At 38.2% G+C, this 19,773-nt stretch carries 17 protein-coding genes; 13 read left to right on the top strand and 4 right to left on the bottom strand.

All coding sequences use genetic code 11. From position 1 onward, the window contains the following. The first annotated feature begins 1 nt into the window (after nucleotide 1). From kdsA to L659_RS0119425, 7 genes are all read left to right on the top strand, one after another. Nucleotides 2–856, top strand: a complete 855-nt coding sequence (gene kdsA / locus L659_RS0119455; protein ID WP_007583968.1) for a 3-deoxy-8-phosphooctulonate synthase — start codon at nucleotides 2–4, stop codon at nucleotides 854–856. Nucleotides 857–977: 121 nt separating this feature from the next. Next, nucleotides 978–1,880, top strand: a complete 903-nt coding sequence (locus L659_RS0119450) for a transcriptional regulator GcvA (protein ID WP_002958561.1) — start codon at nucleotides 978–980, stop codon at nucleotides 1,878–1,880. A gap of 2 nt (nucleotides 1,881–1,882) precedes the next feature. Beyond that, nucleotides 1,883–2,518, top strand: a complete 636-nt coding sequence (locus L659_RS0119445) for an alpha/beta family hydrolase (protein WP_024591611.1) — start codon at nucleotides 1,883–1,885, stop codon at nucleotides 2,516–2,518. Nucleotides 2,519–2,537: 19 nt separating this feature from the next. Next, a complete protein-coding gene (locus tag L659_RS0119440) occupies nucleotides 2,538–2,906 on the top strand; it encodes a DUF423 domain-containing protein (protein ID WP_024591610.1) in 369 nt (122 codons plus the stop codon). A 17-nt stretch (nucleotides 2,907–2,923) separates the two neighbouring features. Further along, the gene (rlmM, locus tag L659_RS0119435; RefSeq protein WP_007583974.1) at nucleotides 2,924–4,009 is read left to right on the top strand and encodes a 23S rRNA (cytidine(2498)-2'-O)-methyltransferase RlmM; all 1,086 of its coding nucleotides are present in this window, start codon (nucleotides 2,924–2,926) and stop codon (nucleotides 4,007–4,009) included. 16 nt (nucleotides 4,010–4,025) lie between these two features. After that, on the top strand, nucleotides 4,026–7,334 hold the full coding sequence (locus L659_RS0119430) for a PKD domain-containing protein (RefSeq protein WP_024591609.1): 3,309 nt from the start codon (nucleotides 4,026–4,028) through the stop codon (nucleotides 7,332–7,334). A 1-nt stretch (nucleotide 7,335) separates the two neighbouring features. Beyond that, nucleotides 7,336–7,857 carry a hypothetical protein gene (locus tag L659_RS0119425; protein ID WP_024591608.1) on the top strand — a complete coding sequence of 174 codons (522 nt, stop codon included), beginning with the start codon at nucleotides 7,336–7,338 and terminating at the stop codon, nucleotides 7,855–7,857. 72 nt (nucleotides 7,858–7,929) lie between these two features. Here L659_RS0119425 and cysZ read toward each other — a convergent pair whose 3' ends face one another. Further along, on the bottom strand, nucleotides 7,930–8,640 hold the full coding sequence (cysZ, locus tag L659_RS0119420) for a sulfate transporter CysZ (protein WP_010554723.1): 711 nt from the start codon (nucleotides 8,638–8,640) through the stop codon (nucleotides 7,930–7,932). A gap of 313 nt (nucleotides 8,641–8,953) precedes the next feature. On the opposite strand from cysZ, the gene L659_RS0119415 reads away from it, so the two are divergent. From L659_RS0119415 to speB, 6 genes are all read left to right on the top strand, one after another. After that, nucleotides 8,954–11,206 carry a sensor domain-containing phosphodiesterase gene (locus L659_RS0119415; RefSeq protein ID WP_024591606.1) on the top strand — a complete coding sequence of 751 codons (2,253 nt, stop codon included), beginning with the start codon at nucleotides 8,954–8,956 and terminating at the stop codon, nucleotides 11,204–11,206. Nucleotides 11,207–11,552: 346 nt separating this feature from the next. Beyond that, nucleotides 11,553–12,014, top strand: a complete 462-nt coding sequence (locus L659_RS0119410; RefSeq protein WP_024591605.1) for a GNAT family N-acetyltransferase — start codon at nucleotides 11,553–11,555, stop codon at nucleotides 12,012–12,014. A gap of 233 nt (nucleotides 12,015–12,247) precedes the next feature. Next, nucleotides 12,248–13,117 carry an MYG1 family protein gene (locus L659_RS0119405; RefSeq protein ID WP_024591604.1) on the top strand — a complete coding sequence of 290 codons (870 nt, stop codon included), beginning with the start codon at nucleotides 12,248–12,250 and terminating at the stop codon, nucleotides 13,115–13,117. A 77-nt stretch (nucleotides 13,118–13,194) separates the two neighbouring features. Next, the gene (locus L659_RS0119400; protein WP_007378102.1) at nucleotides 13,195–13,527 is read left to right on the top strand and encodes a YnfA family protein; all 333 of its coding nucleotides are present in this window, start codon (nucleotides 13,195–13,197) and stop codon (nucleotides 13,525–13,527) included. Nucleotides 13,528–14,203: 676 nt separating this feature from the next. Continuing rightward, entirely contained in the window at nucleotides 14,204–16,117 is a 1,914-nt protein-coding gene (speA, locus tag L659_RS0119395) for a biosynthetic arginine decarboxylase (RefSeq protein ID WP_007378101.1), read from the top strand. 3 nt (nucleotides 16,118–16,120) lie between these two features. Next, nucleotides 16,121–17,044 (top strand): agmatinase, encoded by a 924-nt coding sequence (gene speB / locus L659_RS0119390; protein ID WP_007583987.1) that lies wholly within the window; start codon nucleotides 16,121–16,123, stop codon nucleotides 17,042–17,044. A gap of 54 nt (nucleotides 17,045–17,098) precedes the next feature. Here the strand turns inward: speB and L659_RS0119385 are convergent, their stop codons facing one another. Genes L659_RS0119385 through L659_RS0119375 form a run of 3 tightly spaced genes read right to left on the bottom strand, consistent with a single transcriptional unit; the run spans nucleotide 17,099 to nucleotide 19,625 of the window. Beyond that, the gene (locus L659_RS0119385; protein WP_024591603.1) at nucleotides 17,099–17,497 is read right to left on the bottom strand and encodes a DoxX-like family protein; all 399 of its coding nucleotides are present in this window, start codon (nucleotides 17,495–17,497) and stop codon (nucleotides 17,099–17,101) included. Next, nucleotides 17,484–18,506, bottom strand: coding sequence for a M48 family metallopeptidase (locus L659_RS0119380; protein ID WP_024591602.1), 1,023 nt, complete (start codon nucleotides 18,504–18,506; stop codon nucleotides 17,484–17,486). Before L659_RS0119380 ends, L659_RS0119385 begins: the two co-directional genes overlap by 14 nt. A gap of 9 nt (nucleotides 18,507–18,515) precedes the next feature. Continuing rightward, nucleotides 18,516–19,625 (bottom strand): YjgN family protein, encoded by a 1,110-nt coding sequence (locus L659_RS0119375; RefSeq protein ID WP_024591601.1) that lies wholly within the window; start codon nucleotides 19,623–19,625, stop codon nucleotides 18,516–18,518. Between the last annotated feature and the right edge of the window lie 148 nt (nucleotides 19,626–19,773).

Genomic DNA, 19,773 nt, shown 5'->3' with positions numbered 1-19,773 from the left:
AATGAAAGACCAAATTATTAAAATCAATGAAATTGAACTAGCAAACAACAAACCGTTTGTATTGTTCGGTGGTATTAACGTATTAGAATCTCGCGATTTAGCTATGCGTGTTGCAGAGCATTACGTAGAAGTTACGACGAAACTCAATATTCCTTATGTATTTAAAGCGTCATTTGATAAGGCTAACCGTTCTTCAATCAATTCGTACCGTGGTCCTGGTATGGAAGAAGGTTTAAAAATATTTGAAGAGATTAAAAAGACTTTCAACATACCGCTTATTACTGATGTACATGAACCTCATCAAGCAGCACCTGTTGCTGAAGTTGTTGATGTAATTCAGTTACCAGCCTTTTTAGCACGTCAAACAGATTTAGTTGTGGCGATGGCTAAAACAGGTGCAATTATTAACGTGAAAAAACCACAGTTTTTAGCGCCACATGAAATGCGCCATATCATTACTAAATTTAATGAAGCCGGTAATAATAACATAGCACTTTGTGAGCGCGGTTCTAGCTTTGGTTACAACAACCTAGTGGTTGATATGCTGGGTATGGATGATATGAAAGCAATGGCGCCTGTTATTTTTGATGCAACACATGCACTTCAGCGCCCAGGTGGCCGAGCTGATTCTGCTGATGGTCGTCGTGCACAAGCAGCAGAGCTTGCACGCAGCGGTATGGCGCTAGGTATTGCAGGTTTATTTATTGAGGCGCATCCAAACCCTAACGAAGCTAAATGTGATGGCCCATGTGCGCTAGCGCTTAGTAAGTTAGAAGGGTACTTAACGCAAATGAAAGCGGTTGATGATTTAATTAAAAGCTTTGCCCCACTTGATACAAGTGCAAGCGATTTATAATTAAGCATGATGTTTATTAAAAAGCGACTCAGGTCGCTTTTTTTATGCCTTTAATATACACAAACTTATATGATGTATATAATCTCACGCATAAGAAAAACTAATTCTAAGCTTGGTTATTATGTCAAGACGGGTACCTCCATTAAACGCATTAAAAGCCTTTGAAGCGGCTGCGCGTCATTTAAGTTTTACTAAGGCTGCAGAAGAGCTCTATGTAACGCAGGCGGCAGTAAGTCATCAAATAAAAACACTTGAAGAGCATTTAGGTTTAAAGTTGTTTTTACGTAAAAACCGCTCATTATTATTAACTGAAGAAGGCCAAGGCTATTTTTTAGATATAAAAGAGATTTTTACTCAGCTTATTGATGCAACTGAAAAGCTATTAGCCCGTGGTGCTAAGGGCTCATTAACAGTTAGTCTAACACCAAGTTTTGCTATTCAGTGGTTAGTGCCTCGTTTGAGTTTGTTTAATGAGTTACACCCAGAGATAGACGTGCGAATAAAAGCACAAGATCAAGATGAAAACTCACTGACTGATGACGTAGATATTGCTATTTACTATGGAAGAGGTCATTGGAATGGCGTACAAGCGTACAAACTTCATACCGAGTATTTAGTACCACTTTGTAGTCCTATGTTATTAAGCGGATTAAAGCCGCTTGATCAACCTAGTGATTTAGCGCATCACACCTTATTGCATGACACCACACGTAAAAACTGGAAAACGTGGATGAAAACTGCAGGCGTGCGTAACATTCAGGTAAATCAAGGGCCTATATTTAGTCACTCATCAATGGTGTTACAAGCTGCAGTACATGGGCAAGGTGTGGCAATTGGTAATAGTGTATTAGCTAAACCCGACATAGATGCAGGGCGTTTGGTTATTCCGTTTAATCACAGTCTAGAAAGTAAAAATGCATATTACTTAGTGCTTCGCGAATCGCAAACAGAGCTTGGTAAAATAGTTTCGTTTAAAGAGTGGATGCTGAGCTTAGTAGAGCATGAGCAAGAACATGAGTATTAATAATGATTGAATGGTTTAAAAACACCGCACAACCTGCAATTGCACAGTTTATATTTGCGCATGGTGCAGGTGCTGGTAGCGATTCTGACTTTATGCAACATATGGCAAAATTAATAAGCGAGCAAGGTGTTGATGTTGGTTTATTTGATTTTGAATATATGCAAATTGCTAAACAAACTAATAAACGTAGGCCTCCAGAGCGAGCGCCAAAGCTACTTACTCATTATGAGCAAGTGCTTGGGCAGGCGCAGCCAGATTTACCGTTATTTATAGGCGGTAAATCGATGGGCGGACGCATGGCATCAATGCTTGCGTGCAGCACAGAGCAAAGACTTTCGGGTGTTATTGCATTTGGTTATCCATTTCATCCGCCGGGTAAGCCAGAAAAGTTACGCACCGATCATTTTGCTGATATTGTTTGCCCTTTTTTAGTATTACAGGGCGAGCGAGATACATTTGGTACACGTGAAGAACTGCTTACTATGGAAATGCCAAAACAGCCTTTACTCACATGGCTGACTGATGGCGATCATTCATTAAAACCACGTAAAAAAAGTGGCGTAACTGAACTGCAAAATAGAGAAACAGCAGCGTTAAGTGCCGTTGAATTTATTAAGCAACAAGTAGAGATGTGTTAAGACTCGATTAGGGGATTAGATGATTAAATTATTTTTAATGACCGGCAGTATTTTTTGTATGCTCTCGGTTATGTTAGGTGCATTTGCTGCCCATGGTTTAAAAAGCCGTTTATCGGAGTATTCATTAGGGGTTTTTAAAACAGCTGCTGAGTATCAAATGGTGCATGGCCTTGCACTTATTGCGGTGGCTATTTTAATCAAATGGGGCATAAACCTGAGTTGGGCTGGTGGTTTTTTTATAACGGGCACACTACTTTTTAGTGGCAGTTTATATTTACTCGCTCTAACAGATATGAAGTGGCTAGGGCCGATAACACCGCTTGGTGGATTGTGCTTTATTATTGGTTGGATTGTTATTTTAGTGCAAGTCGCACGATTTAAGTTTTAAAGAGTTTAAGGGTTAATATGTCTAGTGTTGTGATTTATTGTCGTAGTGGTTTTGAAAGCGATGCCGCTGCTGAAATAACGTTTCATGCTGCAGAGCAGGGTTTTGCAGGGTATGTAAAAGCAAAGCCAAATACAGGTTATGTTGTTTACGAATGTTTTGAAGCGCATCACAGCGACGAAATAATCAAAAAAGTCGATTTTAAAAATATGGTGTTTGCACGCCAATGGTTTGCCGGTACATTACTTGAAAACATGCCAGTAGAGGACCGTGTAAGTGCAGTAGTTGAAGCTGCTAAAGATTTTACATTGTGCTCAGAACTGCGCGTAGAAACGCCAGATACAAATGAAGGCAAAGAGCTTTTAACGTTCTGTAAAAAAATATCAACGCCGCTTAAAAAAGCCCTCGAAAAACAAAATACAGTACTGCGTGAGCCAAAAGCAAACCGCCCAGTAATGCATGTCATGTTTTTAACAAACAATACGGCTTATGTTGGTTACTCGTATAGCTTTAATAATTCTCCATTTTTCATGGGTATTTTACGCCTTCGTATGCCAAGCGATGCACCGAGTCGTTCAACGTTAAAACTCGACGAAGCGTTTAATGTATTTATTCCTGAGCAACAACGTGAATCACGCGTGGCAGCAGGTATGCGCAGTGTTGATTTAGGTGCATGCCCGGGTGGTTGGACTTATCAGCTTGTACGCCGTGGTATGTTTGTAAGTGCGATTGATAACGGCCCAATGAATGACGATTTAATGCAAACGGGGCAAGTTAAACATTTTAGAGCAGATGGTTTTAAATATCGCCCAGAAAAAAGAAATATTACTTGGTTAGTGTGCGATATGGTGGAAAAACCAACCAAAGTGACTACGCTAATGATTGACTGGGCAGTAAATGCATACGCAAAAGAGTTTATATTTAACTTAAAACTACCTATGAAAAAACGCTTTGATAGTGTTTATGAATGTCTTTCGATGATAAGAAAAGAGCTTGAGAAACATAGCATTAATTACGAGTTACAAGCTAAACATCTCTATCATGATCGTGAGGAAATAACCGTTCATTTAAACGTTACTAAGGTGCCACAAAATTTGTATAGTTAATATGTAGAGGCTAAAAGTGGTAAAAAACAATATTAATAAATGGCTAAGTTTACTTTTTTTATCACTTTTAATCACAGGTTGTGGCGGCGGCGGAGAAGGTAGTGATTCAACTACGCCCTCTGGTAACGCTGCGCCCAGTGTTACGCTCTCTGTTAGTAGTAACGTTATTGTCTCTAACCAATCGTTTACTATTACTGCGCTTGCAAGTGATAGTGACGGGCAAATAGCCAATTATCAATGGCAACAACTTAGTGGTCCTGAATTTACATTTATTGTTAATGGCAATACGCTTACAGCTACTGCACCGAGTGTAACCACTGACACGACCTTTAGTTTTTCAGTTACTGTTACTGATAATTCAGGTGCTACTGCACAACAAGTATTTTCAGGCACTATCACTTCTCAAAATAATGCACCTACAGTTAATATTACAGGCCCAAGTAGTGCACTTGCTAACACACAAGTAAGCTTAGTTGCTAACGCTCAAGATACAGATGGAACCATAAGCACTATTAGTTGGATTCAGTCTGCGGGAGATAATGTTGATTTTAGCCAGTCAGATGGTGTACTTAGTTTTACTGCCCCCAATGTATCTGAAAATACAACGCTAGGCTTTAGCGTAACCGTAACTGACAATGCCGGTAAAAGCGCTCAAGCGAGTAAAACGGTTTTAATTAATCAAGTAAATAGCGCGCCAACAGTCATTGTTACAGGCCCAGAAGAAGCTGAAAAAGATGACAGTGTAACCCTAGTTGCAGATGCACAAGACAGCGATGGTAGTATTAATAACATAACCTGGCAGCAAACAAGTGGCCCTGTAGTTGAATTTACCCAAACAGAAACAAGTATTAGCTTTAATGCGCCCACTGTTGCGCAAAATACCAATGTAACGTTTGTAGTAACTGTTACCGATGACGATAACGCTACAAATAGCGCCCAGAAAATAGTTGTAATATTAGCCCCAAATAATCCACCGGCTGCCGATGATGTAAATATAAATGTGCAATATAACCAAGCCACGGAATTTAGTTTAGTGGTTAGCGACGCTGATAACGATAGCGTACAGATTGACTTTGGTGATGATTTAAATGGAGCGCAAATCAGTGTTATTGATGGCCAAGCCTTACGTTTTAGTTACACACCTCCTGCAAACAGTATCACTCCACAAAGCTATACGTTAACGGCGACAGATACAAAAGACACAACCGAATTTGTACTGAGTGTTACCGTTGTTGATTCAACGCCCGCTACAATTAGTAATGTAACGCCCCAAAATAGTAATGACCCAGTCTTTGTAGATAGCCCTGTTAGCATTACATTTTCAGATATTATGCTCGTGAGTACTTTAGCCGTTAACTCTAGCAGTGGTACTTGTACTGGAAGCGTACAAGTGTCAGCAGATAATTTTACTACTTGCTTGGCCTTAACTATTGAAAGTTTGTCGGGTACTACCAGCGACACAAGTACTTATTTTCATACTGTAAATTTAAGCGCAAGCTTTGATGAAGACACTCAATATATTGTTCGTGTTACAGCTGATTTAGCTAATTTTGATAGCACAACTATTTTGGCGCAAACTGCCACCTCGTTTACAACTTCTAGCCAAGATATAAAAATAACAGAGCTTTCATCTGTGCAATTTAGTAATGACTTACCTTGGATTGAACTTTATAACGGCACCGGTGCGACAGTAAATTTACAAGACTACTCTCTTAAAGCTCGCAGTATTAATATGTCTGATAGTACGTTGAGTGATGAGCAAATATTTACGCTGCCTAATAAAGAGCTTTTAAATGGCGCCTATATTATTTTACAAAGCCGCTTTGGCGATGATTTTTTAGCAATTGCATCATTAAATAACACTAAGCTTGTACTTGTTGGTAGCGCGAATGATCAAATTAGGCCTTATTGGTACATAAATGGTTTTGCAGAATTACTTAATAGTGCGGGTACACAAACTATCGACTTTGTTAAGTTTGGAAATTCAACCCAAGAGCCTGTAACAGCCTCGCAGTGGCAAGGCGAAAACGCTGCACAAATACTGCCAGAGCAGGGCGCCAGCTTAAAGCGTACGCTCGGCGCAACCGATACCAACCAAAATACAGACTGGAACTACTCAGTATTCAATACTCCGGCAGGGCCTAACGATATATCTTGCTCAATAGATGATGATGAAGACGGTATTCCAGATTGCGCAGAGGTAGAGGGGGCAACATTTGGTGGGCTGCCTTTATATGAATGGGGAGCGCGTACTTCACAAAAAGATATATTTATTGAAATAGATTATATGGATAGTAGTGATGTTGGAATAACGCCTCATCGAAATGCACTTGAAAAAATTGTTAGTGTATTTGCAAGTAAAGGCTATACCGTTCATTTTGATGTAGGTGACTTATTTGATCAAAATAGCGATATTGCGCCGCAAAACTTTGATTTAGGTGGCGGAAATGTTGTCCCTTTTAATAGTTATACTCCGTTTGAGTACGATTTAAGTAGCCCTAATTTGTTTGCTTATAAAATGGAATATACCGATATAACCCGCAGACCCATTTTTCATTACTTATTAATGGCAAGTAGTGGAAATGAAGATGGTAGTATTAGTGGGTCGGGTATTGCTGAGATCAGCGGTAATGATTTAATGGTAACTATGGGCGGCTGGGGCTTAACGCTCGATACGCAAATAGCAACCAATGTAACTTATAATTATCAAGCATCAACTATCTTTCATGAGCTAGGCCATAACTTAGGCTTATACCATGGTGGCGATGAAGAGGTTAACTTTAAGCCTAATCATTTAAGCTCTATGAATTATTTATATCAATTAGCGGGTTTATCAACAATAGGTAATAACGAAGGCGATCGTTATTATGAGCGTTTTTATCCCAGCAATGCTAGCTGCGATATTACACCAAATACTAATAGTCATTTAGGCTCTACAGATGATTTTATTATTGATTATTCAAGTGGTAGTTCAGCAGATTTAAATGAGAGCACAATACTTGAAGCACAGGGGCTAAATCGAAATGGCTCACTACCTGTTGATTTTAACTGTAATGCAATTAACACCGAAAGCTTAACCAGCTTTGATACTAACCAAGATAATACAATATCAATACTTAGTGATGTAAATGAGTGGAGCATGCTTAATTTGCAGTTTTATATGCAAAGTGCAGGTAATCGATTTGGCGTGCCAAATACTAATAATAGTAAGGTGTATAATTTACAAAGCTCACCTACTAATATTGAAACGCTGCCCAGTTATATAAAAGAAGCGCAGCCAAGTAGTGCAATTATTGCTGAGTTAAAAGCAATTAAAGAGCATTAATATGAAACTAGAGTTAAGTATTAAGTTTATTGTTTGTAGTAGTTTTTTTAGCTTACTAATAGCGTGTAGCGATACTAACAATGCACGTGAATGGTTACTAAAAAATGACAATTTATATTACAAAAATATAGCTATTGACTGGCGAGTTGAATCAGTAAAGGGCTGTAAGACATGCGTTATAAACCAAGATGTTGTTTATCAGCCTGAAGGCATTAGTAGTTATAATACGTTAATGCAGAGTCAAAATTGGGTGGCGGTACATGAGTTAAGTAAAATCAATGTTATCCGTTTAAAGATGCCAGACCAAACACCTTACTTATTCGTAGAGCGTATAAAAGGGCGAACACTAAAGCTGTTTGATCAGCAGCAAAACTACAGTATAAAAATTGGTGAAGTTACAGCCGTTAATTTTAACAATCAGCGCTTTAGTATTTTGATTAAAAAATTTGAAGAAGTAGATAAACAAAGCGTCGCATTACCAAGGCGTGCATCGCTTGAGTTTATTGTTTTAAAAATAGATTAAAAAAGCACCTTAGGTGCTTTTTTATCTCGGGTGCGGTGTCCTTCGGATATTAAAAAGTCAGCAACCTCTTAATTAACTACGGTATTTTGGTCGATAATTATCGACCCACAAACGTGTTGCACCACACACAGCTACAGGCATAACTATTAAGTTTACAAAGGGTATAGCCGTTAATAACATAACAGCAAAACCAAACCCGTATGATAAACCTTGCTTAGATTTTAAATCGTCTTTCATCTGTTTAAAGCCAATTTTATGGTTATCGAACGCATAGTCTTCGTATTGTACTGCGTACATCCAACAGGTAAACAAAACCCATAGTATTTGGCCAATGACAGGTAAAACCCAAAGTAGTATGAAAAAACCAATAGCGCGAGGAAGGTAATAGCACAGCTTTGTCCACTCACGGGCAAGCATTCTAGGTACATCTTTAACTAATTCGGAAAAACCATCATCGTTAATTTTTTGACCCGTTAAATAAAGCTCAACTTTTTCGCTTAATAAAGCATTGAATGGGGCTGCAATAAAATTAGTGATTATAGTAAATAGCATACTGTAGCTAAATAATACGACTAATACAGCAATTGGCCACATTAGCCATTCAAGCCAGCTTAACCATTCTGGTAGCATGTTACTGATGTAGCTAAAGCTATCACTTAGCCATCCAAATAAGAAAAACAACGAACTACCAAATAGCAGAACATTAATTAAAAGCGGGATAAGTACAAAGCGCTTTAACCCTTTTTGGCTAATTAATTTAAATCCCGAAAAAAAATATTCCATACCTTGTGTGATCTGCACTGTAACCTCAAAAAATATTTACCATTAGTTATAGTATAAATAGCTTAATAATTTTGAACAGTAATTTTAAGTAACAAAGTGTTAGCTTTAATGTTGCGGTTTTGGTTATATAGTAACTACAGGTGTTTAGTAATATGCAATTATGATTAATCAATGTAGACCAGATTAGTTTTTTTATTAATAAAAGAATGAACTTACTAATCATGACTATACTGAACTTTACTACGTAGAAAAAAAGCATCTACCAGAGGCTTTTTGTTGTATCAATATGTATAAATAATGCGAGCAAGTGAAAATGGGTACGGATAGGTTAAAAAAGTTATTATCTCACCAGCAAGGCATTTTATCTAAAATTGCATTAGGGGTACCTTTAAATGAGGTGCTTACTGAAATTTGTTTATCAATAGAGCAGATTATTGATGATGAATCTGCTAGGTGTTCCATTTTATCAGTTAAAGGCCAGCAGCTTTTTCATTGCGCAGCCCCTAATATTCACCCAGAGTACTGTAGTTTGCTTAATGGGGTTCACATAGGGCCAAAAGTGGGCTCTTGTGGTACTGCTGCATTTTCGAAATCGCGCACAATTGTAGAAAATATTGAAATCTCACCGCTATGGGAGGACTTTAAAGCTTTAGCGCTAAAGTTTGATCTTAGGTCATGTTGGTCAACACCTATTTTTTCAACTCAAGCTGATTTGTTAGGCACCTTTGCTATCTATCACAGCACACCTAAAACCCCATCAGAGCAAGATTTAGAATTAATAGATTTTTTTGTGCACTTTTCAAGTATCGCTCTTGAGAAAAGTAACGAATTTGAGAAGGCAAAACAGCTTGTCGTTAATTTACAGCACAGTAATGAAAAATTTAAAGCCTTCACCAAAGTAATGCCCGATCTCATCCTCATTTTAAGTGAAGATGGCACATATACCGATGTTTATGGTACCTCTAATGAGTTACTGCTTGATTCGACCACGGATCTTATTGGTGAAAATGTTAAAGACCTGCTTCCTCAAAAAGATGCGAAGATGATAATGGATGTCATCGAAACAACTCTATCGACTAACGAGATGCAAATTTTTGAATATGAATTAGATGTGCCAAAAGGAAGTATAGTTTTTGAGGGACGAGCTGCCGCTTTAGATCATTACAACCCCAATAGTCCTACAAAAAGACATGTAGTATGGATGGCCAGAGATATTTCAATAAAGAAAAAGGCTGAGCAAGAAGTTCATAAACTCGCCTTTTACGATCCATTAACTAACCTTCCAAATAGAAGAATGCTTAGCGACAGATTAAGCGCGTGTGTAGAGAGTGTTAAGCGTAATAAAAATATAGGGGCATTATTATTTTTAGACCTAGATAACTTTAAGCGTATTAATGACTCGTTAGGGCACAGTGCGGGTGATGAAGTACTTGTAGAGTTATCAAAAAGGTTAAGCGCAATAATAAAAGGCTCAGATACACTGGCCAGAGCGGGTGGTGATGAATTTATTATTTTACTCAAACACATAGGGCAAGATACAAAGCAAGCAATCCTAGAATGTAAAGCCGTTGCTAAAGAAATTCAAAGAGCTTTTCATGATAAGTTTGAAGTGGGCAACCTTGCATTTCAAGTAAGTTGTAGCATAGGTATTTGCCTAATTGATAGCGTAAATGCACAGGCTGACAATATATTAAAATTTGCAGATACTGCTATGTATCGTTCTAAAAATAAAGGAGGTAATAGCAGCAGCTTTTACGATCCAGCCTTGCAAACACTACTTGAAAAGCAAACAGAGCTAGAAACCGACATAGTGAGAGCAATTGCATCTAATGAGTTTTGTGCTTACTTTCAGCCACAAGTTAATACGCAGGGTGATGTTGTTGGTGCTGAAGCACTTATTAGATGGGACCACCCTCAAAGAGGGCTGATAACAGCAAACGAATTTATACCTATTGCAGAGCAATACGGACTTATTCAAAAACTACAAAATATTGTTTTGCATGATATATGTATTTTAATTAACGAGCTTAAAGCAAGCGCTATCATTGACGACTCGTTTAGTGTTTCAATTAATATTAGTCAAAGTCAGTTCAATTCATCAAATTTAAAAGGTGAGCTGTTCAACACTATCAATGAATTTGATATTCGAGCATCACAAATTAAGTTAGAAATAACCGAGTCAATGCTCTCTAGTGATATAGATTATACAATTAGGCAAATGAAAGAGCTCATTGCGGCTGGCTTTTTATTTTCGATTGACGATTTTGGAACTGGATACTCTTGCTTAGCTTACTTAAGTGCGTTTCCTGTTAAAGAATTAAAAATAGATAAAAGCTTTATTGATAAAATTTTAGATAATGAGATTGGCTTTAATATCGCGCAAACAATTATCAGTTTAGGAAAAAGCTTAAACTTAGTGGTCGTTGCAGAAGGCGTAGAAACAATAGAGCAGTATGACTTACTTAAAAAAATGAATATTGACACTATGCAAGGCTACTTAGTTGCAAAGCCGATGGATAAAGAACGTTATTTAAAATGGCATAGTGCTAATAGCAATCCGCAATAATACTTAATCAATTAGAGGGATTAAATCTGGCGGTAACTGTGTTAAAAAATTCTGCCTTGTTATCGACACGATTTTCTTATCTCAAAATAGATCACTTAATTAAGCAAATTTGGTACGGAAATGCTCTCAGAGCTTAATTACTTAAAGGCCAATGTTTAATAATTGGGAATAACCTAACAGAGATTTCCCATATGCTAGGTCACTTTTACTTTTTCTAACTGCTAAAATTCCCCAAACTATATGCTAAATAAGGACTAAAGATTTTTTGGTTAAACAATGCTAAGCTATGCCCGCTTGAATATATTATTTAAAGCTTAATAAACTTATAACAATGAATGGAAGCTTTATGCAGTTAGTCGATTTGAACCCTAATGATCCCGATGTAGTAAATGTATTTGACGATATAGACCGACTTATAAATTCTTTATACCCTGTTGCTACAGCGCAGTCTTTGGAGTTAAACGAATTAACCTTACCTAATGTGTATGCTATTGGTTTAAAAACTGAAGAAGGTATTATCGCTTGTGGTGCGATTGTAGAGAAATTTGATACTCAGCCTTATGGCGAAATAAGACGTTTATATGTAAAACCAAGTCATCGTGGTAAAGGGCTATCAAGACGTATTATGCAGATTTTATTACATCAAGCTGGCGAAAAGAAAATCCCGTTAATACGTTTAGAAACAGGTCCAAAGCAAATAAAATCAATCAATTTATATGAAAATTTAGGCTTTAAACGCTGTAGCAGTTTTGGCTCATATGTAGATAATCCACAAAGTGTATTTATGGAGTTAGGGCTTAGCCAATAAGCTTATTAACGCTACGACATGTTAAAGCTTAATGTGTCGTAAATATCTGGCCTCATTATTACCTTGTAATAAAAGTCATACTCAAACTATTAACTATAAAAGCAGCTTTTATAGTGATGCAAAAAATACTTCACTGTTTTTAACACCTGTCTTCGTATAAAATCTGCCTCGATAATTAGTGACTAACTTACAAAGCGAGAATTTTTATCTTTTCTAAAAGTAGCAATAAACAAATGAGCGAAATAACAGTAGTAACCCACAATGGTAATTTTCATGCAGATGACGTTTTTAGTATTGCGGTACTTAAACATGTTTTGCCAACGTTTAAACTGGTACGTACTCGCGATAAAGCGCTTATAGAGAGTGCCGACTTTGTAATTGATGTAGGTGGCGAATACGACCCTGAAACTAATCGCTTTGATCATCATCAACGCGGTGGTGCAGGCGAGCGAGAAAATGGCATCCCTTTTTCATCATTTGGTTTAGTGTGGAAAAAATACGGCTTAGCGCTGTGTGATGATAACCAAGCCGTGGCTGATAGAGTGGATTCAGGCTTAGTTTCAACCATTGATGCCATTGATTGTGGTCATGTTGAAGGTGTATCAAAAGGAATAAGCTTGAGCCAAACAATCTCAATGTTTAACCCTACGTGGGAAGAAGAGAGTAACTTTGATACCTGTTTTGATGAAGCTGTTGAATTTGCAGCTCGCATGCTCATTCGTTTTATCGCCTCAGCTCACGGTAGTGTAAATGCAAAAGCGATTGTTGCTAAAGCAATTGAAAATGCAGAAGATGCCAGAGTTATAGTGCTTGAAAAATACACACCGTGGAAAAAAACAGTGCATATTTTATCAAGCGATGCGCTATACATGGTTTACCCATCGCATTCTGGGCAATGGATATTACAAACAGTACCCGTTGAGCCTGGCTCGTTTGAAGATAGAAAACCGCTTCCTAAAGCATGGTCAGGTTTATCTGATCAAGCGTTTATAGATGAAACCGGTATTGACGACGCTGTGTTCTGTCACAATGGCTTATTTATAGCGGGCACTAAGTCGTTTGAAAGCACAATGAAACTTGCCACCATGGCGCTTAGCGAATAACAACGCAGATTCATAACGAATACTAAGCATAACAATTTATATAGATTGTTATGCTTGTTATATTAGCGTGGAGCATTATGTTTGAACTAAAAACAATCGCACTTTTTACTATTACAGCCTTAGCAGAAATAGTGGGTTGTTATTTGCCTTACCTTTGGCTTAAGCAAGATAAAAGCATTTTACTTTTAATTCCTGCGGCTTTAAGTTTGGCACTATTTGCATGGTTGCTATCTTTACATCCTACTGCAGCAGGGCGCGTGTATGCAGCTTATGGCGGCGTATATATTTGTGTTGCGCTATTATGGTTATGGGTTGTTGATGGCGTAAAGCTTACTATGTGGGATATTATTGGTGGTTTAGTTGCACTGCTAGGTATGGCTATAATTATGTTCGCACCAAAAAGTGCATAGCTGGCTCATACTCAATAAATAAAAAGCGCCTATTTATAGGGGAAAACACATATAGGCCCTGTCTTGGCTAAAAACCAAATGCACAGCTGCAATTTCTACCTCCAAAGATAAACACACCCTAGTGCTATTTAAAGTCCTATCTCGATTATTTTCAAACTGCCAATAAAATATAACAACTTCAATACGACAGGCAATACCTAACGCTACATATGCGCTAAGCAACTATTGAAGCTGGTGGATGTTATGCTGAGCGTTTTAGAAGTGCAGATTATATTCAATTTTAAAAATGCATAGGTATTACTTAAACACAACACGTTGGCTAAACTATGAGTAATATGAAGCGTGTAGAACACTCGGTTCTAATTCTTCAAAAGCAGATTCTATTACCAAAGTAACTCCAGATTAGTTTTATTGAATAGGGTAACTCATTTTTGCTAATAAAATTTATAAAGAGTCATTTAAAAACAGCCATTTTTTACAGCTTTTCTTATCTTTAATAATCATCAAAGTCCTATTTTATATACGCTGGAGGGCAATGCGTGATTGGTTGTTTTGTTAATATTAGAAATCACTCGTTACGAGTAAAAATACTTGTTGGACTTAGATCTCTATTTTTCTTTTAATGCGCGGCACTAGCCGAGTTGGCACTAATTAATTAAATAAAAGAGAAAGATAAATGAAAGAAACAACATCACTAGAACAAGCTCGTACGAGCTACAATGTTCGTCATTGGAGCCAAGGTTTTTTTGGTATTAATGATCAAGGTGATGTGTATGTTGCGCCCAAGGCTCATGCCCCAGAGCAAACCATTGCATTAACAGATATCGCAAAGCAACTACAAGATAAAGGTTTAAGCTTACCTGCTTTAGTTCGTTTTCCGCAAATTTTACACCATCGTGTACACAGCTTATGCGGCGCATTTAATACTGCGATTGAAAACTATGGTTACCCTAAAGACTACCTATTAGTTTACCCAATAAAAGTAAACCAACAACGTGAAGTGGTTGAGGAAATAGTAGCAAGCCAAGCACAAGTAGAAAAAAAGCAACTTGGTTTAGAAGCAGGCAGCAAGCCTGAACTACTTACAGTATTAGCATTGGCTGAAAAAACCAGCGCCGTTATTGTATGTAATGGCTACAAAGATAAAGAATACGTACGTTTAGCACTTATTGGCGAAAAGCTAGGTCATAAAGTGTATATCGTACTTGAAAAGCTTTCTGAGCTAGACATGGTGCTTAGCCAAGCAAAAGAGCTTAACGTAAAACCACGCATTGGTATTCGTGTACGTTTAGCGTCGCAAGGTAAAGGTAAATGGCAAGCGAGTGGCGGCGAAAAATCAAAATTTGGTTTATCTGCATCGCAAGTTTTGCATGTAGTTAATCGTTTAAAAGACGCAAACCAGCTTGATTTACTTCAGCTAGTACATTTTCACTTAGGCTCACAAATGGCGAACATTCGTGACGTACGTTTAGGTGTAAGCGAAGCTGCGCGTTTTTACTGTGAGCTACGTAAATTAGGCGCAGAAATTGATTGCCTTGATGTAGGTGGCGGTTTGGCTGTTGATTACGACGGCACACGTAGCCAGTCGCATAACTCTATGAATTACAGCTTAGCTGAATATGCAAATAACATTGTGTACACCATTGGTGATACATGTAAGCAATATGAGCAACCAATGCCGACTATTATTTCTGAGTCGGGTCGTGCGCTTACAGCGCATCATGCTGTGCTTATTTCCAATGTTATTGGTACTGAAAGCTACACGCCAGAAGAGTTAGTAGCGCCAGCGGCAGATGCACCCCTGTTATTAAAAAACATGTGGGCATCGTTTGTACAATTAACTGATTTAACGGATGACCGTGCATTAATTGAAATTTATCACGACAGCCAAGGTGATTTAGCTGAAGCGCATAACCAATTTGCACTCGGTTTATTAGACTTAGCGCAGCGTGCGTGGGCTGAACAAATTAATATTCGTATTTGTTATGAACTTAACAAGCACATGGATAACAAAAACCGTTTTCATCGTCCTATTATTGACGAGTTAAACGTACGTTTAGCCGATAAGTTTTTTGTAAACTTTTCGTTATTTCAATCGCTTCCAGACGCATGGGGCATTGATCAAGTGTTTCCGGTATTGCCATTAAGTGGCTTAACTGAAGCACCAAAAAAACGTGCTGTATTACTTGATATAACCTGTGATTCAGACGGTGCACTTGAGCATTACGTAGATGGACAAGGCATTGAAAGCACACTACCTGTACCAGAGTTTAGCGCTGATAAACCTTATTTAATGGGCTTTTTCTTGGTGGGTGCTTATCAAGAAATTTTAGGTGACATGCATAACTTGTTTGGCGATACGCACAGCGCAATTGTTAATATGGATGAGCAAGGCGTTGCAAGTATTACCGAGATAAACCAAGGTGACACTGTTGCCGATATGATGCGCTATGTACATTTAGATGTTGAAAGTTTTCAGCAATCATACGAGCAGTTAGTAAGCACTAAAATTGAAAAACACGAACAGCAAAGCGTTTTAGACGAGTTGCAAAGCGGCCTTGATGGCTACACTTATTTAGAAGAGTTATAAGCAATGTCGACTTTGTTTGGTCACGCAGATCACTCATTGTACTCAAATGGGATGACGTTTTTACGTCGTCCTATGGTGCAAAATATTAATGCAATTGATGCAGACGTAGTCGTTTTAGGCTTACCGTTTGATTTAGCGACATCGGGTCGCCCTGGTGCACGTTTAGGTCCTGATGCGATTCGTCGTGCGTCGGTTCATTTAGCATGGGAAGACACTAAGTACCCGTGGACGTTCCCGTTGTTTGAGCGCTTAAAAGTGGCAGACGCAGGGGATTTTACTTACCCTGTTGGCGACCCTGAATATTTTACTGCGCAACTTGAAATGGCTGCTGAGCAAATACTTCGCCAAGGTAAAACGCTATTAGGTTTAGGGGGCGATCACTTTGTGACGCTTCCGCTGTTACGCGCTCACGCAAAAATACATGGCAAAATGGCGTTAGTGCACTTTGATGCGCACACAGATACCTATAGCAACGGCTCGCGATTTGATCACGGCACTATGTTTTATCATGCGCCAATGGAAGGGCTAATTGATGTTGAACACAGTATACAAATAGGTATTCGTACCGACTTTGATCAAAGCAAACATGAGTTTGCTGTGATTGATGCAATGCAAGCCAACGATTTACATGCAAATGATATTGCAGCGCAAATACTTGAACGAGTAGGTGACCTACCTGTTTACTTAACGTTTGATATTGATTGTTTAGACCCTGCGTTTGCGCCTGGTACAGGCACTCCTGTGTGCGGTGGTTTAACGTCAGATAAAGTACTTAAAGTACTGCGTGCGCTAAAAGGCATAAACATGGTAGGTATGGATGTGGTAGAAGTATCACCTTCGTACGACCAAAGTGAGCTTACCGCTATTGCCGCAGCAACCATTGCGAGCGAATTACTGCATTTGTGGACGCATAAAAATAAGTACTAATTTTACAAATTAAATACTACAAAAAAGGGTATGCGCAGGCATACCCTTTTTTAGTTAGAGGTATCGATTATTCAGCAGCTTAATTTCCTTTAACCAAATAACGCTTAGCCCAATAAGAGGCAGGTTAGTAGTAACAGGGTTAAATGCTTCAATAAGTAATTGTGGCTGCATTGCAACTACAGCGAGTAAAAGGCCAATTAATGCTAAAATATTTAAAATTACTAGGTGTTTATTTTTATAAAACACAAATAAACACAATCCAAATATAATTTCGCCAACACCCGCCGAACGTGTAATTAAGTCAGACAATTCTGCTGAAAAACCAGCACTGCCAGTCATTAATTTTTCAAGAGGTGCTATATGATAAAGCTTTGGAAAAAAGCCATGATATATCCAACTTAAACTCACTATGTAGCGAGCAAGTTGAATATAACCGCGATTATTTCCTAGCATTGTCAATACGCTCTTGTGCACTTGGGTGGCTAGATAAGTACTCTAAAAAGTCATTTACTTTTTCTAGGTGTTCGTTTTCGCTGGTATGGCTTTCTTGCAGCGCTTCTATTGCATCAGCAAAATCATTACTCGAATACCCAAGCGACTCTAATTGAATGAGTGCAAAGGTATCTGCCTCGCGTTCCATATCTCGTGAAAACCCTTGCTGAGCAAACGATGCACCCGTACCTAATGCAACCTCTGCAACCCCTTCTAAATCACCAAATACAACCGCTAGCACAATCGTACTTGCGGCAGATTGTGCTGTAATACGTACGCTATGCTGGTGGACTACATGGCCCATCTCGTGTAGCAATACCGCTTTTAGTGCATTGGGTTTATCGGCAAGTAAATTTGCTAAATCATCTGTGACCACGATACGACCATGGGGTAGTGCAAACGCGTTAGCACCAAAGCTGTCTGATTTATAAAACGATAATCTATAAATCGATTGATCAAGCGATAACGCATTAAGCATACTTGTAAAATGCGCTTGTACTTTAGCTTGTTGCTCTGCGGGCAGCTCGCTTGGGTCAAGCGCAATCTTTTTAATTAGTGTAAAGCTTTGCTCCCCCATTTGTTCCACAACATTTCGTGGCAAGGTATCAACACTGTAAACAGCAATGGCCGGTACCGCTTTATAAAGTACTAACCACATAAAAAGCGGTGTAAATATGACTGCAGCTAAAATTGCCCATTTACTTTTTTCAAGGCGCTCCATTATGTGATGGTTATTTTCTTTAAATGGCCATCTGTAACTTACATCTTGAGGAATAAAACGACTGCCATCTTCAAAGTTTAGTTCGTCGGCAAGTCCTGCCATCCCCGAACTTAATTTTAGACTTGAGATTGCGTGGCGAGCTATAACGTGTTCATCGTTGATAACTTCAATGTGTGTGTCGCTAATAGTTGCAACACACACTTGATAGTTACTCGATGCGATGGGGAAAAAATGTCCCTTTACATGCATAGTGAGCTCTTAAGTTAGAGAAAGGTCAATATCAAATACGTTTGCAGCTTCCTCAGCAAATGATGATTGCTGTTCTTGCGCGGTATCAATTAGGTTTAATGCACCAGGATAAATAGTGACGTTAGTTACATCAGCGAGCATTTTTGATGTACGTACTTTTGTCCATGGGTATGCAAGGCCTAAAGAAAATACAATAGCCAACATATTAGTTAATAGTAAAACAGCGAGAGGAATTGGTTTTAGCTCTGATTTAAATGTAGCAACGCCTTCAAAATAGCTGTTATCAAAAATGTGATTTCTAATAGCGGCGTGCCATACAGCAGAAACAATGGCAATCATTAGCACGTAGGCAATCATCATAAAGATAGGAAGCATAACCATAGCTGCAGAGTTTTCTAAATTTTGTTGATTTTCAATATCTACTAAGTTGAGGCCAAATAATCCTAAAATCCCCATAAATACCACCATGGTGATAGAGCTCACTACAAAGCAAATAAGCGCTGTTAAGTAATAGGTTTCGCCTTTTAGATTTACAGTAAGCGGTTTGTCGCCATAACTAATATTGCTATGGATATAGCTATCAATACGTTTTATAACGTAAGGCATTAATAAATAAAGCGTAAATATGCTGGCAATAGGTAAAAGTATAAAGTTAACAAAGGCTTCGCCATAGCTGCCTTTAAAAGCAAAGCGAACATTACGATGGCGGGTCATACGCAGATTAAAACGTAAACCTTGGTTAATAATCCATGGCATTAAAAAGATAAAACCAAGAGCAATAAACAGGCCTAAAATAGGCATAAAGCTAATAGAAAATGTATAAATAAAAAATACAATAACCGCTAAAATCCGACCTTTTAAAATTTGTATTGGCGTTGCTAGGTAGTCAAAGCTATGACCATTTATACGGGTGTGGCCGTAAAAATAGCGATGCGTACGTACTTTAGCCCATGCTGAGTATATGCCAAGCGTAATAACGCTAAGTAATATATTTACGATCCAAATTCCAAAAAACTCACCGCCTTTACCACTAAACTGCACTTTTCCGCTAAAAATTGGTTCAGCAGGCTCATTTATTGGTGGGGTTGTTTCAGATGGGGTAGGGTGTATTGATTCCATTAAAATTATATCCATGTTGTTTTTTTGTTAATTTACCCATTTTTAGTGCAAAATTCAATGTTTATAATTATCTCACCCTTCTGTAAACAGCTATAAATAGGCGTTTTAAGTATTGAGTTAAATACTCTAATACTTTTTTATAAATAAA

This window comes from Pseudoalteromonas sp. S8-8, assembly GCF_000497875.1.
In the GTDB taxonomy this organism is placed as follows: Bacteria; Pseudomonadota; Gammaproteobacteria; order Enterobacterales; family Alteromonadaceae; genus Pseudoalteromonas; species Pseudoalteromonas arctica.
This window is presented reverse-complemented; position numbering and strand designations above follow the sequence as displayed.

What these genes read in the sequence shown, in the direction of transcription:
- kdsA (WP_007583968.1), top strand. Translation starts at nt 2, where the DNA reads ATGAAAGACCAAATTATTAAAATCAATGAAATTGAACTAGCAAACAAC.
- L659_RS0119450 (WP_002958561.1), top strand. Translation starts at nt 978, where the DNA reads ATGTCAAGACGGGTACCTCCATTAAACGCATTAAAAGCCTTTGAAGCG.
- L659_RS0119445 (WP_024591611.1), top strand. Translation starts at nt 1,883, where the DNA reads ATGATTGAATGGTTTAAAAACACCGCACAACCTGCAATTGCACAGTTT.
- L659_RS0119440 (WP_024591610.1), top strand. Translation starts at nt 2,538, where the DNA reads ATGATTAAATTATTTTTAATGACCGGCAGTATTTTTTGTATGCTCTCG.
- rlmM (WP_007583974.1), top strand. Translation starts at nt 2,924, where the DNA reads ATGTCTAGTGTTGTGATTTATTGTCGTAGTGGTTTTGAAAGCGATGCC.
- L659_RS0119425 (WP_024591608.1), top strand. Translation starts at nt 7,336, where the DNA reads ATGAAACTAGAGTTAAGTATTAAGTTTATTGTTTGTAGTAGTTTTTTT.
- cysZ (WP_010554723.1), bottom strand. Translation starts at nt 8,640, where the DNA reads ATGGAATATTTTTTTTCGGGATTTAAATTAATTAGCCAAAAAGGGTTA.
- L659_RS0119415 (WP_024591606.1), top strand. Translation starts at nt 8,954, where the DNA reads ATGGGTACGGATAGGTTAAAAAAGTTATTATCTCACCAGCAAGGCATT.
- L659_RS0119410 (WP_024591605.1), top strand. Translation starts at nt 11,553, where the DNA reads ATGCAGTTAGTCGATTTGAACCCTAATGATCCCGATGTAGTAAATGTA.
- L659_RS0119405 (WP_024591604.1), top strand. Translation starts at nt 12,248, where the DNA reads ATGAGCGAAATAACAGTAGTAACCCACAATGGTAATTTTCATGCAGAT.
- L659_RS0119400 (WP_007378102.1), top strand. Translation starts at nt 13,195, where the DNA reads ATGTTTGAACTAAAAACAATCGCACTTTTTACTATTACAGCCTTAGCA.
- speA (WP_007378101.1), top strand. Translation starts at nt 14,204, where the DNA reads ATGAAAGAAACAACATCACTAGAACAAGCTCGTACGAGCTACAATGTT.
- speB (WP_007583987.1), top strand. Translation starts at nt 16,121, where the DNA reads ATGTCGACTTTGTTTGGTCACGCAGATCACTCATTGTACTCAAATGGG.
- L659_RS0119385 (WP_024591603.1), bottom strand. Translation starts at nt 17,497, where the DNA reads ATGCTAGGAAATAATCGCGGTTATATTCAACTTGCTCGCTACATAGTG.
- L659_RS0119380 (WP_024591602.1), bottom strand. Translation starts at nt 18,506, where the DNA reads ATGCATGTAAAGGGACATTTTTTCCCCATCGCATCGAGTAACTATCAA.
- L659_RS0119375 (WP_024591601.1), bottom strand. Translation starts at nt 19,625, where the DNA reads ATGGAATCAATACACCCTACCCCATCTGAAACAACCCCACCAATAAAT.